The following is a 15238-nucleotide window of genomic DNA, read 5'->3' as shown; positions in this document are numbered from 1 at the left end:
TTCTGTTTGTTAGAAGTTCAAATTACAACCTAGCATGATGGTTCTTGATGGAGGATAAAGCCCTCTATCTACTCCGATATCCAAGTTTCTATTACTAGAAGAATAGCTCTGAAGTCCAATCTGAGGATTAAGACCAGTGTACTTTGTAATAGTAAATACATTGCTCATTTGCGTGTAAATTCTAAGGCTGGCACCTTTTATTTTTGCTGCAGGAAGCGTGTATCCTAATTGAAGATTATTAAGCTTTAAGTAAGAGCCATCTTCTATGAAATAAGAAGAAGGTCTGATGTTATTATTCGGGTCATCCAAAGAAAGTCTTGGAATAGTAGCATCCACATTGCTCTCTGTCCATGCATCTAAAACGCTCGCATCTTTGTTATAAGCTGCTTGGTTAAAAAACTCTCCGTTAAACTTGGTCAAATTATAGATATCGTTGCCCAAACTTGCATTGAAGAAAAGACCTAAATCAAAGTCTTTATAATCGAAGTTTAAGTTTAATCCTAATAAAACAGATGGGTGTGGCGTGCCAATGTAAGTTCTGTCCTTATCGTCTAAAACACCGTCATTGTTCACATCTTTGAAACGAATATCTCCAGGAACAGCATTTGGCTGAATGCCATGGCTTTCTACTTCTCCAGTATTTTTGAAAAGACCATCTGCTCGGTAGCCAAAGAATGCACCTATTGGCTGACCTACGGTACTTCTAGTAACCTCTTGGTCAAAGTTCACAGAGTGAAGGGTAGAGCTAGGAATTCCTAAATAGGTAACATTATTAAGCTCTGTCAATTCGTTTTTTAAGCCTGTCAAATTGAATCCAACGCTATAGCCTAAATCGTCGATTTGGTCTGCATAGCTCAAGTCAATTTCAATACCATGGTTTCTCATTTTACCATCGTTAATCCACTGACCGTCATTAGTACCACCGTAAGTCAAAGGCACCGAGTTATACACCAAAATGTCTTTAGTTACCTTGTCAAAATAGTCGGCAGTAATGTTCAATTTGTCATTAAAGAATCCTAAATCCACTCCAATAGAAAGCTGATTTGTAGTTTCCCATTTTAGGTTAGGGTTAGGAACTCTAGACTGCGTCAAACCTGAGTAAACAGACCCCTGAGAACCGTCAAGAGCGTAATCCGAGTTGGCGTTATTGTTTGTATAACTATCCACAGTGGCGTAAGAAGAGATGCTCTGATTTCCTGTTTGACCCCAGCTTCCTCTCAATAAGAAAGAAGTGAAGGTGTTACCAAAGTCAAAGAAAGCTTCTCTATCTAATCTCCAACCAGCAGAGAATGCAGGGAACGTACCATATTTATTATTTGCCAATCTTGAAGTACCGTCTCTTCTTACTGTAGCACTAAAAAGGTATTTCAAATCGTAGTTATAGTTAACTCTTCCGAAGTAAGAGTTCAATGCCCAGCTACTTGCAGAACCTGAGTTCAACTGATTTTCAGAACCAAAAGAAAGATACTTGAAGCTATCGTCTTCGTATGCGAAAGTACTTCTAGAAGCAGAAAAGCTCTCTCCGTAATATTTGATAGCTTCTTGACCTAGCAAGGCGTCAAAATTGTGCTTTCCAAAAGCATTGTTATAGGTCAATGTATTTGAAAAAGTAGACTGATAGTTGAAGCTGTTTGAAGTACTTAGAGAGTTGGTATTATTGCTTGCCAAAATCTCATCATACACCGGAGAAAAACTTCTTCTGTTATAATTCTGAAAGTCAAGACCGATAACAGATTTGAACACAAAATTGTCAACATTGATGCTTGCAAAAGCACTTCCTAAAGCCTGAATTCTTTTTTGGTTATTTCCTTTTCCTCTATCTAAAGAACCCAATGGATTTCCAATATCATTTAAAGTGTTACCAGCAAAATCTCCATTTGTATTTTTGACAGGAACTATAGATGGGAATTTGTAAGCATTGTAAATAATACTACCCAAAGCACTGTTCGTGTTTACAGAAACTTGGTCTCTGTAAGAAAGACCTAAATTCTCTCCGATAGTTAAGAAGTTAGTTAACTTATAGGTAGAGTTAAACCTTGCTGAATAACGCTCAAAACCAGTATTCTTAATGATACCTTCTTGATTGAAGTAACCTAAACTTAGAGAGTTTTGAGCTCTTTCACCACCTTTTAAAAGAGTAACATTATAAGAATGAATAGGTGCCGTTTGCATTATTTCCTTTACCCAGTCCACATCTGCACTAGGAATGGTTTGAGCAGCATCTAAGAAAGCAGGTATGGTAGGATTGTTTGGGTCGTTACCATAAATATCGCTTGCCGGAACCTGACCGTCGTTCTTAGTGGCTTGCCATAAAGCATCACCATACTGCTGAGCATTAAGCATTCTTGGCTGATTAAATGGAGCCTGTACACCAGAATAAGCATCAAAGCTCACCTTGAAAGCATCTTTTGTTCCACCTGTTTTGGTAGTAATAATTACCACACCATTAGCCGCTCTAGAACCGTAAACAGACGCAGAAGCGGCATCTTTTAAGACCTGCATGGTAGCAATGTCATTTGGATTAATGCTATTCATGCCATTAGAAACAGGAATACCATCCACAATCACCAATGGGTCGTTATCATTAATGGTACTAAAACCTCTTACTCTTAAAGAAGCTCCGCCACCAGGAATGTTATCACTCATCACCTGTACACCAGGAAGCCTACCATCTAACATTTCTACCACGTTAGATTTTGGCAAAGCTTTAATATCGTCTGGGTCAATAGAAGCTACAGCAGCAGTAATGTTTCTTCTGCTTTCTGTACCGTAACCTACCACCACAAATTCCTCTAAAGCCTGCGTATCTGGAAGTAAAGCCACTTTGATATTTGACTGATTACCTACCAACACTTCTTGGCTAAGGTAACCCACAAAAGAAAAAACCAAGACTGCATTTTGGCTCTCCACATTTAAAGAAAAGGCTCCGTCTCCGTCAGAAATAGTACCAACAGATGTTCCTTTTATCACTACAGAAACACCTGGCATGGGTGCACCTGTCTCATCACTAACCGTCCCTTTTAATGCTCGCACATCATAAGTAAACGGCTCTCCCGCAAAAGCATGTTGCTCTAAGAATAAACAACTCAAAACTGTGAATCCAATAATGAATTTCAGTTTTACCACGTAATTTTTAAGCATAGAATTAAAGTGTATTAATTGATTTCGTTCAAGCCGCAAAAGAACGATTCACTTATTACCTTTTTGTTCGCTAAATATTAAGCTATGGTTAAGAAAGAAGTATTGGCGTTTAGCCTATAAACAGCATTTATAGCTCAGAAAGAGCGTTTTTGCGTCAAAAAACAATCACCTAGGCTGTGATGATTCTCTTACCTTTAAGACTGTTGGTAAGACTATTGCATCAGGAACGAAGGGCTCGTTACTGTTGATCATTTTCAATAAATTTTCCATGATCTTTTCCGCCATTATTTTCACGGGTTGACTAATGGCTGTAATGCTTGGTGTGAAGACCTCATAAAGCACATGGTCGTCAAAACTTATCAAACCTATCTTTCTATCTAACTTATTAATGGCTCCAAGGCCACTAAGAGTAAGCAGATTTGTTGAAAAAATGACCGCATCTATCTCAGAATTCTTGTTTATAAACTCAAGAATTTTATTTGCATTTCCTGTGTAATCAACATCAAAAGGTATTTTTAAAACACTTGGCTTCAAATTATTTTCGGTAACAAAAGCTTGATATCCTTTTAATCTATCCTGACGACTGCTCTGGTTTGATTGAAAAGTTACAAAAGCAATGTTTCTATACCCATTTTCATAAAGATGTTTAGTAGCTTCAAAAGTGCTTTCCGTATTATTCACCACAATACTACTGCAAGCCAAGTTTTCCAAGTATCTGTCATATAACATCACAGGCACCTTATTCTCTAATAAAGCACTTATTTCACTCTCCAAACCTTCTGTAGATGCTACGGCTATACCGTCCACTTTCCTATCTGCCAATAACCTAATAGCCCTCAGGGCCTTCTCTAGTTCGTCATTAGAACTAGTTACTATCAAAGAATAACCTGCTTTTGCAGCCAGTTTTTCTATTTCACTAGAAATATCGGAGAAGAAGGGATTTCTTAATTCACCTACCACTAAACCTAAAGTCATACTCTTTCCTGTCCTTAAGCTCCTGCCAATAAAATCAGGAATATAGCCGACCTCTTTGATATACTTTTCAATGCGATCGATAACCTTCTGACTAATTCTCTTTTCTCTTCCTTTGCCATTTAGGACATAAGAAATTGTAGTCGTTGAAATTTTCAACTCTCTTGAAAGGTCTGCTATGGATTTTTTCTTAGCCACTTAAGATTTAGGATTGGTACTTAATGAGATATAACGATTTTGAACTAAAGCTCTTATACTCGCTCAAACCGTAAGTGTGTTGCAACACTATTTGATGCAAAGATATAAAATGTTTGATTATTTGGTTCAGCGTCCGTTTTACCTAAGACTTTTATAAAGTCTCAAATGACCATTAACAAAGGCTTCACCGGAATTTGTAGACTTTATTGTTGCAGATGCATTCAAAACCTTCAATGCTGAGGTGTAAATTTCTAACAGGTTTCCTTCACTTACTAAATGAACACATGCGATATTTTCAGGAATACTTTTTAACTCAGCACCAATAAGCAAACCACTCAAATAGTGATAACAATCTTCTTTAGCCACAGCCTTTAGCAAACCCAAAGTTCTGGTGTTAAAAGCGAGGTTTAAAAGGTTACCTACAAAGCCTTCTTCTAAACCTTTCTGATAATAAGGATTATCTAAACGCATAGATTCAGGCTTTAAAACGGTGTTTGCTAGAATACTATTGGTGCTTAAAATGTTAAAAAACTCTCCAGTCATAAAGGTCTTAAAATCTATGATTGAGCCATTTTTTACCTCCACATGCTTACTATGTGTTCCTGGTAAAATTATCAATTCCTCTTCATTAGAATCACAGCCAAGAATAATGGTCTCTTCACCACGCATCACATCAAGCTCAGAACTTAAACCTGAAAATATATAGATATCTCTTTCGTCATAAAACGTTGAGTATCTTAAGTCTAAATCACTTACTGAAAGAGGTGTATTGGAATATTTTAATTCTTCAACCCCAATGGAAGACGAAGCCATTCCAGAAATCAAAACAGGCGTTTGCTCTCCGTTTTGACCAACTAGGCTTCTAATTTTCTCTTTTAAAACAGAAAGGAAAAATGCTTTTCGTTCTGAATCTGGCTTGTTCATTGAAAGCCAGTTGGCATTGACCACACTAATTCCTTCGCCGTCTTTTACTTCAGAAAGAACCTGCCCTGTATGTATATCAACAAGTCTTAATCTAAAAGAGCTTGTTCCCCAGTCGCAGCTTATAATGTTTTTTATATCAGGCATGACTCGTCTTAATCAATGCTCTCACTCCTTCTTCTATGGCTTTAAACTCTTTATTTCTAATAAGCTCTTTATTCACCATCCAGCTTCCACCAGCAGCTATTACGTTTCCTACTTTAATATACTCTGCAAAGTTTTCTTGATTTACACCGCCCATAGGAATGAACTTCAAATCGAGGTGACCATATGGTCCAGAAATAGCTTTTAAATACTTTGTACCGCCCAATTGACCGATAGGAAATACCTTCTGGACTTTGATGCCAAATTCATAGGCTCGCTCAATTTCCGACGGACTGAATACGCCCGGAATGTACGGTAATTTGCTCTTTGCTATTTCTTCTACCAAGTTTTCATTAAAACCTGCACTAAGCCCAAAATCAACGTCAATATCTACCAGAGCAGCTATTTGTTCTTTTCTTAGAATAGTACCTGCTCCTATTTTCATTTCAGGAAATTCCTTTTTAATAAGGGCGATAGCCTCCAAAGCGGCAGCGGTACGTAAAGGCACTTCCATCACATTAAGCCCACCTTTTAGTAAAGCTTCCGCCACAAAAAGTGCGTCTTGACTAGACTCCAAAGTGACCGCAGCCAAGATTTTGTCTTTTAATAGTTCCTTGAAAAATATTTCTTCCATTTGTCTTATCTGTCTCTTTTTAAAAGATACTTCCCAAACTCCCTTAGCGTAGTTTTCCTTTCTTCTGCTACCGGAAAGCCATCTATGCCATCAAAACCTTTTTGGAAGTAGCTGTTCATTTCAGCTTCCGCCAGCTCATGTATTCCAAGTTTATCATATATCGCAGTAACGGCCGCTACTTTCTTTTCAGAGTTGAAAACTTTCTTATCTATCCACTCCTTTAATTCTTTTTCTTCTGGTTTTCCTTTGCTCTTTTCTATCGCTTTCAGCATGAGCCAGGTTTTCTTATTCTCTATGATGTCACCCCCTACTTGTTTGCCAAACTTCTTTGGGTCGCCATATACATCTAACATGTCATCTTTGAGCTGAAAGCCTATCCCAAGATTTTCGCCTATTTCAAACAATTGATTGGTCACCACTACATCTTGATTGGCGGCCATACCGCCCAATTCTAATGCAAAACCTAATAAGACTGAAGTTTTCAAACGAATCATCTCTATGTACTCGGCCTCCGTCACATTATTTCGCGTAGCAAAGTTCATGTCATACTGCTGCCCCTCGCATACCTCCGCAGCTGTTTTGTTAAAACGCTTCAATATTTGCTTAAACCTAGCATCTGGCACTTCTGAAAGCAGTTCATAAGCCGCCACTAACATCACATCACCAGAAAGAATAGCCACATCTCTATTCCATTTTTCATGCACGGTTGGTTTTCCTCTTCTTAAAGGAGCTTCATCCATGATATCGTCATGCATTAGGGTGAAATTATGAAAAACCTCAATGGCTAATGCTGGTTTGGTAGCCGTTTCCCAATCCTCTTTGAAAAGATTATAAGCCATTAATGTTAATGCAGGTCGTAAGCGTTTACCGCCCAACTTCATTAAATATGAAATGGGTTCGTACAGCTCTTTAGGTTTTTCACCGTAAGATAATTGAGCTATTTCAGACTGAATATGAGCGAGAAATTTATTTAACATCTAAGACTTATTCTTAACTTTTATTAAACGATAAACTGGATAAGTAAGCAGTAGTACAATTACGGCGTAAAGGCTGTTTTGGCTGTCGCTAATTACTGCCCCTACTAAAAAAGCCATAGACAAAATAAGCATAAACCATGGCAAGAATGGATATAGAGGCACTTTATAAGGTCGTGGCAAATTGGGTTCTTTTTTGCGAAGCATTAATAAAGAGGCAAAACCCATGGCATAGGCGAAAACAAAATAGAAGGTTGCAATATCTAAGAGCCTGCCTGAGGTTTCTTTGCCAATAAATATCAACATTACAGAAAGTGAGCAGGTCAATAGCAGAGCAAATGCTGGCGAACCTCCTTTATTGACTATTTGAGCACGCTTAAAAAACAGCCCATCTCTAGACATCGAAAATAAAGTTCTAGGCGTCATCATCACCTGAGTATTCATAATTCCTATGATTGACACCAAAAGGAAGATGGTAATAATTTTACCCGATTCTTCTCCAAAAACATGAGCCATAGCATCTGCGGCAGCTAATTTAGAAACCTGTAAATCTTCCATAGGTAACACATACAAAATGGCCAAGTTTACTAAGAGATAAATCACAATAATACTAAGCACACCCGAAATCATAGCCTTTGGCAAATTCTTGGTTGCGTCTGTGTTTTCCTCTGTGAAGTATGCCGCAGTGTGCCAGCCATCAAAGGTGTAAAATATGCCTTGCAATGCAGCTATGATGCCTATCAGTAAAGAACCTTCGGTCAGTCTTTTAATTCCTCCTGTGCTTAAATGACCTCCATTTTCGCTGCCATACGAGAAACAAACCAGCACAAAAGCAAGCAAACCGACTGCTTTTATAGCCGACATTATCTCTTGAGAACGCCCGCCTATAGCGGTTCCCACTAAATGAAAACCCGTAAGTATTACTAAAACGACAATGGCTATTGGAACAATAAATGCATTAAGCGAAGGAAAAATAAGAGCTAAATATTCGGCTATGGTGTAAGCACCAAAACCCAAAGAAGCGACCGTCCCTAGCCAACTAGTTATACCTGTTAGAAATCCTAAATAGTCTCCAAATGCACGCTGAGCATACACATACCAAGACCCAGCTTTAGGAACCGAAACGCCTAGTTCAATGGCACATAAGACTCCTAAAAAGGCGTATAAACTCACAGCCACCCACACCCCCATTATAAAAACAGGATTTCCTAGTTCTGCTGCTATAGTTCCTGGTGTTCTTAAAATTCCTGTTCCGATGGTTCCACCTAGTGTAACCGCAATACCAAAACCCACACCTAGGATTTTCAGTAGTTCGTTTTGTTTAGAGCCTTTGTTTGTCAAAATTTGGAATAATGTATCTTTGACAACAAATATCGTATAAAAACATTGGCGAAAACACTCCTTTACATCTTTTTGGGCGGCGGATTTGGAAGCATTAGCCGTTATCTTGTTGCAAAATTTAGTATTAACACTTTTGGAACAGGCTATTCTGTAGGCACTTTACTTGCCAATATTCTTGCGAGTCTTATTCTTGGTTTTGTAGCGGTAAAGACTTTTGAGTCGGAACAAATTTGGAAACCTATGATAGCCGTAGGCTTCTGTGGTGGTTTTAGCACTTATTCTACCTTTAGTTTAGAACTCTATAATCATCTTCAAAACGCAGAATACGGTTTTGTATTAATGCATATTGGCCTAAACTTGATTCTTTGTTTGCTGGCAATAGGTTTAGGAATGATGCTGGGCAGATAAAACGAAAAAATCCAGCTGAGTTGCCTCAACTGGATTTCTGCGGCCAAAATATTTGTCACAGTTTTGGCTTTTTATGGCCAAAACTCCGCCAAATGATACTCCCTTATCTCGTATTCAAGACGGGTTTCACCCGTCTCTATTCATACTTATACCCCGCTGGGGTATGCTACTTCGCTTGAATCGTTTGTCATGAATTCGGTTCGATTTGAGAAAAACACGACAAACGAATATATGTTGGCTAAATTATAACCTCAATTTCAAAGCAGCCAAAAAGTTGGTTCCTGCCTGCGGGTAAACAAAGTTCTCTGTGATTAAGCCATAGTATAAATAGCTGTATGTGTAACCATTTGACTCATACTCTACATTGAATAAGTTATTTACCAATAAACTTAAGGTTACATTTTTCAACCCTTTTGGCTTAAAACTATAATTCACTCTCAAGTCATTCACAAAGAAAGCGTCTAAAGCTCTTTCCTCATTTGAGGTATTATCAAGATACTGTTTCCCTACATATTTAGGCAAAAGAGCTAATTCTAAACCTTTTGCTGGTTTGTATGTCAAACTTCCACCTGCGATAATGTTTGGAGAAAAAGCGATATCGGTATCATTAAATGCATTGACAGCGTCAGGTGTTTCACCATCATAACTTGGAATAAACTCTGTGAAAGCGTCAATCTTATTACTACTCAGTGTGGTATTGACTGAAAGCAACATTTTCTCACCTAGTTTTTGAGCCACCTGAAGCTCTATACCCGCTCTATAACTTTTTGGCACATTTACTCTTACAGCTTCGCCAACATTATTAATAGCTCCTGTTAAAACCAACTGGTCTTTATAATTCATAAAATAACCGTTCACTTCAAACTGTGTATTTAGGGCCAAGTGTCTAAAACCTAACTCAATGTCTTGAAGATTCTCTGCTTTTGGCTTAACAGCCGAAGAAAAAACAGCATCTACAATATCCTGACGGCTTGGCTCTTTATTACCAACTGCATAAGAACCATAAACAGAGTTTGCTTTGTCTATGTTGAAATTTAAACCAAACTTAGGATTGAAAAAGCTATACGTATCATCGGTACTTAATGGAGCTAAAATCTCTGTAGTTCCGTCTATTTCTAATCCTACATTTCTGAACTGAACATCTAGGTAGGCATTCAGTTTTTCAGAAAACTGATAAAACCCTTTTCCATAAATATTGAAATCGGTTTTGACACCTGTGTTATCATACCACCTTTCTCTAATGTTTCCGTTAGAAGCATATTGAGCCCAAATAACTTCGCCAAAATGGTCGCCATCATACTTGTTTAGACCACCACCAAAAGAACCCGTCAGTTTTCCTTGACCTTCATAGTCTAAAGACCAAACGGCTCCGTAGAAATCATTGTCTAACCATTTTCTTTGAATCAAGTCCGTTTCGTCAATCACCTCACCACCTATCACCACATTCTCTAAACCATAATCTTCAAAAGACCTACCGTCTTTATACTGCTCATAATAACCTCTTCCTTTTGTATAATGTAGGGTTGGATTAAATCTCCAGTTGGCTCCTATTTTGAAAGACGTAATTAGTTGGTAATGGTCTTGCTGATAATTATCAACCTCGTTTTCGTATTGATACCAGTTATATGTTCTTCCGCTGGCTAAAAGCTCGCTTTTGAAGTTTTCGTCGTAATAGTTTCTATCAATAAAGTTCTGAAAACCATCCGCATCGCCTGTAGCTAAACTTTGAGGTATTCCGTACCAAGATTGATACGTTTTCTCTTTTCCTGAAAAAACATTAAATCGAACGAAGTTGTCTTTACCATAATAACCGCCCGAAACATAAAAAGACTTTAAGTCAGACGAGGCTCTGTCTACAAAACCATCAGAAGCAATTCTGGACAAACGAGCATCTAGGACAAAATTATTATCCATCAAGCCTGTAGAGGCCATTACGTTGGTTTTTAAAGAATTGAAAGAACCTACCGATGTGTTAATTTCAGCAAATGGCTCGGCTGAATACTTTAAAGTGCTCACATTAATACTAGCACCAAAAGCTCCTGCACCATTAGTAGAAGTACCCACCCCTCTCTGAAGCTGAATACTGCTTACCGAAGAACTAAAATCTGGCATATTAACCCAGAAAACGCCTTGCGACTCTGAGTCGTTAAAAGGAATTCCGTTTACCGTCACGTTCACTCTGGTAGCATCAGACCCTCTTACTCTAATTCCTGTGTAACCAATTCCAGCACCTGCATCTGAGGTTACTACTACAGACGGCATTTGATTTAATAAAAATGGAATGTCTTGACCTACGTTTTGCTTTGCAATTTCTCCTTCGCGAATGGTACTGTAAGCCATTCCTGTTTTTGCATTTGCTCTGGTGGATTTTACCACAACCTCGTTAAGGTCAAGTGTGTCTGACTGAGCAAAAGCAGCTCCGCTCAATACAGAAAGTAAAGTTAAAATGGAAAGTTGAACTAATTTTTTCAAGTTTTTACTTATTTGTACAAAGGCAAATAAGGGGTGAAATCACCATTGAATGGTTCTTAAAAAAAAGTCCATAGACAGCGTTGCTTCCTGTTGACACACAGAAGAACTGGGCTCAAATCCCTTCGTCGGTACTAACCGCATCAGGTTCTATGGGTATAATCTCAGCCTTAAAAAGGCACCCCTTTTGATAATTATTTGACAAAGTTAAACGGATTCTTATTGGATTACGTTAATTTGGTAGAAAGAAATATTCAATTCGGCATTCTTATTGAAGTTTTCTTTTAAAATTTTTAATTTAAGTAAGATTCTATGGCCCAGTTTATGGTCGAGTTTGATCTCCCAACGCCTTTCCCGCCTAATTTTGTGGTTAAGATACCTATGCAAAAAATGGCGATAGACGAACTTATGGACGATGGAAGAATATCTTCTTATGCTCTCTCTATAGATAGAGGAAGATTTTGGGCAGTTATAAATGCCGAAAACGACTTTGGTGTTTTAGATGTTATCAATCAATTTCCACTGATTGACCAAATGCCATACGTAATCACCGAATTAATGTTTAATCATGCAGGGGCTATCCACGTTCCTGGCTTCTCCTTAAATTAGGAATGTATCGTTTAATTTTTCTGTGCTTTTTTCTTCTTACAGGGCTTTCGTCTTGTAAATATGTTGAACAGCAGCTTCATGCTGAAAAAACAACAATTCCCACTGCAGCTTACGACACATGGGAATATGTCAAAAAATACAATAAAGCTCAAAAAGGCTATGTGGGTGGTAGACGGTTTGGCAACTATGAACAGTTGCTACCTAAAAAAACAGCCAACAATAAAAAAGTCAATTACCGCGAGTGGGATATCCACCCAAAGAAAAAAGGGCAAAACCGTGGAGCTGAAAGGTTAGTTACCAGTTCTGACGGAAAAGCCTATTACACTGCTGACCACTACGCCAGCTTTGTCAAATTAGAACCTTAATTTTCTTATTTTTATAAACAATCTAAACATGAAATCTCTTTTGTTTCACTAATGAACAATCTTTTTATCACTAAAAGTCCAGAAGAATTAGCGGACTACTCTCTAATTACAATTGATGGTAAATTATGTAAATCTCTTGCCCAATTTTATGAGGCTATAAAAGAGAAACTACATTTTCCCGAATATTTTGAGCCGAACATGGACTCTCTTGACGAGGTTCTTAACGACTTATCTTGGATTGAAGACGAACGTCTGTTGATTTTCTTCAAAAACTCCTCAGAGTTTTTGATAAATGAGCGTAATGAAAAAAATGTCACATCGCTGTTAGACCTTTTTGATATTACCTGCGAAGACTGGAAATATATGGATGCTGAAGCAGAAGAGGAGGCTCTGGTTACCAATACAGAAGAGGAGGAAGAAGATTATATTATTCCAAAAAAAGAGCTTCTTATTGGATTTTCTCCAAGCGAACGCATGGAAGATTATTTAGCTGAGATTAATTAAAAAAAAATAGCCTGCCCTATCCTAAAGATAACGGCAGGCTATTTTATGTCTATTCCTTTTTAGTTTATCGGAACCTGTACTAAGGTTTTATCCCACTTAAGGTTCATGCTAATTCCTGCAGAATCTACATCTACAAGACTAATTTTAAGTAATTCTGTAGACTCATCTGTCTGAATAGCCGGCACGTCCACTCTTAATACATCTGTTTCTTCATCATAAGACGTTCCCCACTGGCCTGTTTGTGAATTAAACACAATACTCCAATTGTCTTCTCTTGGAACTGTCCATAAAGAATATTCTCCTGCAGCTAGAGCTTTACCTGCCACTGTTACATCTTCGCTAAAAGTAATTACTGTGGCCTCATTGGCTCCAGTTCTCCAAACACGGTCGTAAGGTACCAATTCACCAAAAATAGCTCTTCCTTTTACAGCAGGTTGGCAATATTCTATCTTAATATTCAACTCACCAACGGTGATTTCGGCGGTGTCTTCTGGGCTATGACTTTTAGTCCAGTTCTTAAATACAAAATACGCTACGCCCAATACCGCAGCTACGATAATTAGAATTTTAACCAGTTTTTTCATTTTGAAAGGATTAAAAGGTGTTATTATATGAACAGCTTATCAACATATTTAGTGTTGAAAAAATTCACACCTCATTCGGTCGGAATTGGATAATTGATTAGCCACCTTTGTACGCAAATCATTCTTTTCCTATGGACATTATACACCTTCTTTCTGACACCATTGCTAACCAAATAGCGGCAGGTGAGGTAGTACAACGCCCCGCCTCTGTGGTTAAAGAGCTTATGGAAAACGCCATTGATGCAGGAGCATCTATGGTCAAACTTATTATCAAAGACTCCGGCAAAACACTGGTTCAGGTGGTGGATGATGGAAAAGGAATGTCTGTAACAGACTGCAGAATGAGTTTTGAGCGACATGCTACTTCTAAAATCAGCAAGTCAGAAGACCTTTTTGCCATTAGAACCATGGGCTTTAGAGGGGAAGCTTTAGCATCCATAGCTGCCGTGGCCCAAGTGGAGGTTAAAACCAAAAGAGAAGACGACGAGTTAGGTAACTTATTAGTTATTGAGGGTTCTGAGGTTAAAAACCAAGAGCCTATCTCTACCGCAAAAGGGACCAGCATCATGGTCAAAAACCTTTTCTTCAATGTGCCTGCACGTAGAAAGTTCTTAAAATCGAACCCGGTAGAAATGAAACACATCTTAGATGAGTTTCAACGAATTTCTCTTGCAAATCCTGAGGTGGCTTTTGAAATGTATCATAACGACACTGAAATTTATAAGCTTCCTTTGGGAAAACTGTCAAAACGAATTGTAGACCTTTTTGGAAAAAGCTATAGGGAGCAATTAGCCGCTTGTGAAGAAGACACTCCTTATGTGAGTATCAGCGGTTTTGTAGGAAAACCAGAATCTGCCAAGAAAACGCGTGGCGACCAATACTTCTTTATTAACAATAGATTTATAAAAAGCCCTTACCTGCACCATGCCGTCACTATGGCTTTTGAAGGTACTATTCCTGAAAGGCATTATCCTTTCTATGTTTTAAATATTGCTATTGACCCTGCTCATGTAGATATCAATATTCATCCGCAGAAAACCGAAATTAAGTTTGAGGATGAAAAAGCAGTATATAGTATTTTACGTTCGGCCGTGAGGCAGGCAATAGGTGTTTATAATCTAACGCCAACCATCGATTTTGAATCTGATATTAACTTTGGCAACCTGACCAATAGGCCCATGCCTGAGAAAGCTCCATCGGCTTTTGACAAAATGGGTTCGTCTGTTTCTAATTTTGAGAATTATTCAAAGCCTAAAACGCCAGAAAACCAAGACTGGCGTAAATTATACGAAGGTTTAGAAAGTGCTGCCAATTTCACAAAACCCGAAGAGACTCTTTCAATGGGTTCTAAAGTTAATGAGGGCATTGAAAACACACTGAAACCAGACTCTGAGGAGGTAGATGCGGTGCAAATACATCTTCGCTACATAGCCTTGCAGGTCAAAAGTGGCATGCTACTCATTGACCAAAAAGCAGCTTGGGAAAGAATACTCTTTGAGAAATACGAAAAAAACTTAGCCAACAAGTCTGGTGCTTCGCAGCAATTACTATTTCAAAAAACACTAAACTTAAGACCAGAAGAATTTGAATTAGCCATGACTTTAAAAAGTGAAATTCATGCCTTAGGCTTTGGCTTTGAGGTATTTGGCAAAAGCAGTTTGGTGATAAGTGGAATTCCGACTGAAACTACTGACGAAGAGGGTTCACAGGTATTAGAAGACCTCATTAAGGAGTCTCTAGAACATGATACGGACGTCAAACTAGACAAAACCAAGAAATTGGCTAAGACTTTGGCTAAAAGAACTGCTAGCAAAAACCTTAAAAAGATGAACAAAAAGGAAATAAATGTCTTAGTAAACCGTCTTTTTGAAACCAGTATGCCTTCTTACACGCCAGACGGAGCCAAAGTAATGAATGTGGTAACCTTAGAAAAGCTTGGCGAACTCATTTCGAGTTCAGCGGGTTTTTAACAAA

The 15238-nt window shown here is 38.2% G+C and carries 13 protein-coding genes and 1 riboswitch; of the genes, 5 read left to right on the top strand and 8 right to left on the bottom strand.

The genetic code is table 11. The features are described 5' to 3' along the window. Window positions 1-9 precede the first annotated feature (9 nt). The 6 genes from AC0L6O_RS02275 to AC0L6O_RS02250 all read right to left on the bottom strand — a co-directional run bounded on the left by AC0L6O_RS02275 (window position 10) and on the right by AC0L6O_RS02250 (window position 8325). On the bottom strand, window positions 10-3141 hold the full coding sequence (locus AC0L6O_RS02275; RefSeq protein WP_473305997.1) for a SusC/RagA family TonB-linked outer membrane protein: 3132 nt from the start codon (window positions 3139-3141) through the stop codon (window positions 10-12). A gap of 165 nt (window positions 3142-3306) precedes the next feature. Next, complete coding sequence (locus AC0L6O_RS02270) at window positions 3307-4311, bottom strand: LacI family DNA-binding transcriptional regulator (protein WP_473305996.1); 1005 nt, start codon at window positions 4309-4311, stop codon at window positions 3307-3309. 138 nt (window positions 4312-4449) lie between these two features. After that, entirely contained in the window at window positions 4450-5379 is a 930-nt protein-coding gene (locus AC0L6O_RS02265) for a 2-dehydro-3-deoxygalactonokinase (protein ID WP_473305994.1), read from the bottom strand. Then, window positions 5372-6010, bottom strand: coding sequence for a bifunctional 4-hydroxy-2-oxoglutarate aldolase/2-dehydro-3-deoxy-phosphogluconate aldolase (locus AC0L6O_RS02260; RefSeq protein WP_473305992.1), 639 nt, complete (start codon window positions 6008-6010; stop codon window positions 5372-5374). Before AC0L6O_RS02260 ends, AC0L6O_RS02265 begins: the two co-directional genes overlap by 8 nt. Window positions 6011-6015: 5 nt before the next feature. Then, entirely contained in the window at window positions 6016-6987 is a 972-nt protein-coding gene (locus AC0L6O_RS02255) for a polyprenyl synthetase family protein (protein WP_473305990.1), read from the bottom strand. After that, entirely contained in the window at window positions 6988-8325 is a 1338-nt protein-coding gene (locus tag AC0L6O_RS02250; RefSeq protein WP_473305989.1) for an APC family permease, read from the bottom strand. Window positions 8326-8370: 45 nt separating this feature from the next. Here AC0L6O_RS02250 and AC0L6O_RS02245 point away from each other — a divergent pair, with 45 nt between their 5' ends. Beyond that, a complete protein-coding gene (locus AC0L6O_RS02245; RefSeq protein WP_473305987.1) occupies window positions 8371-8733 on the top strand; it encodes a fluoride efflux transporter FluC in 363 nt (120 codons plus the stop codon). Window positions 8734-8976: 243 nt separating this feature from the next. On the opposite strand, the gene AC0L6O_RS02240 is transcribed toward AC0L6O_RS02245, so the two are convergent. Next, entirely contained in the window at window positions 8977-11205 is a 2229-nt protein-coding gene (locus AC0L6O_RS02240) for a TonB-dependent receptor (RefSeq protein WP_473305985.1), read from the bottom strand. A 100-nt stretch (window positions 11206-11305) separates the two neighbouring features. After that, window positions 11306-11398: riboswitch (TPP riboswitch) on the bottom strand. Window positions 11399-11592: 194 nt separating this feature from the next. Between AC0L6O_RS02240 and AC0L6O_RS02235 the strand changes: the two genes are divergently transcribed. From AC0L6O_RS02235 to AC0L6O_RS02225, 3 genes are read left to right on the top strand one after another with little or no spacing between them, the layout of a single operon-like run. Further along, entirely contained in the window at window positions 11593-11811 is a 219-nt protein-coding gene (locus AC0L6O_RS02235; RefSeq protein ID WP_473305984.1) for a hypothetical protein, read from the top strand. 2 nt (window positions 11812-11813) lie between these two features. After that, window positions 11814-12176 (top strand): guanyl-specific ribonuclease, encoded by a 363-nt coding sequence (locus tag AC0L6O_RS02230; protein ID WP_473305982.1) that lies wholly within the window; start codon window positions 11814-11816, stop codon window positions 12174-12176. Window positions 12177-12227: 51 nt separating this feature from the next. Next, a complete protein-coding gene (locus tag AC0L6O_RS02225; RefSeq protein WP_473305981.1) occupies window positions 12228-12680 on the top strand; it encodes a barstar family protein in 453 nt (150 codons plus the stop codon). Window positions 12681-12739: 59 nt separating this feature from the next. On the opposite strand, the gene AC0L6O_RS02220 is transcribed toward AC0L6O_RS02225, so the two are convergent. Continuing rightward, window positions 12740-13264, bottom strand: a complete 525-nt coding sequence (locus AC0L6O_RS02220; RefSeq protein ID WP_473305980.1) for a DUF2911 domain-containing protein — start codon at window positions 13262-13264, stop codon at window positions 12740-12742. A 131-nt stretch (window positions 13265-13395) separates the two neighbouring features. Between AC0L6O_RS02220 and mutL the strand changes: the two genes are divergently transcribed. After that, window positions 13396-15234 carry a DNA mismatch repair endonuclease MutL gene (gene mutL / locus AC0L6O_RS02215; RefSeq protein ID WP_473305978.1) on the top strand — a complete coding sequence of 613 codons (1839 nt, stop codon included), beginning with the start codon at window positions 13396-13398 and terminating at the stop codon, window positions 15232-15234. The last annotated feature ends 4 nt before the right edge of the window (window positions 15235-15238 follow it).

Source organism: Arcticibacterium sp. GJ41-1 (assembly GCF_055808875.1).
Note: the sequence above shows the minus strand (reverse complement) of the source record. Positions and strands in the feature narration are given on the sequence as shown.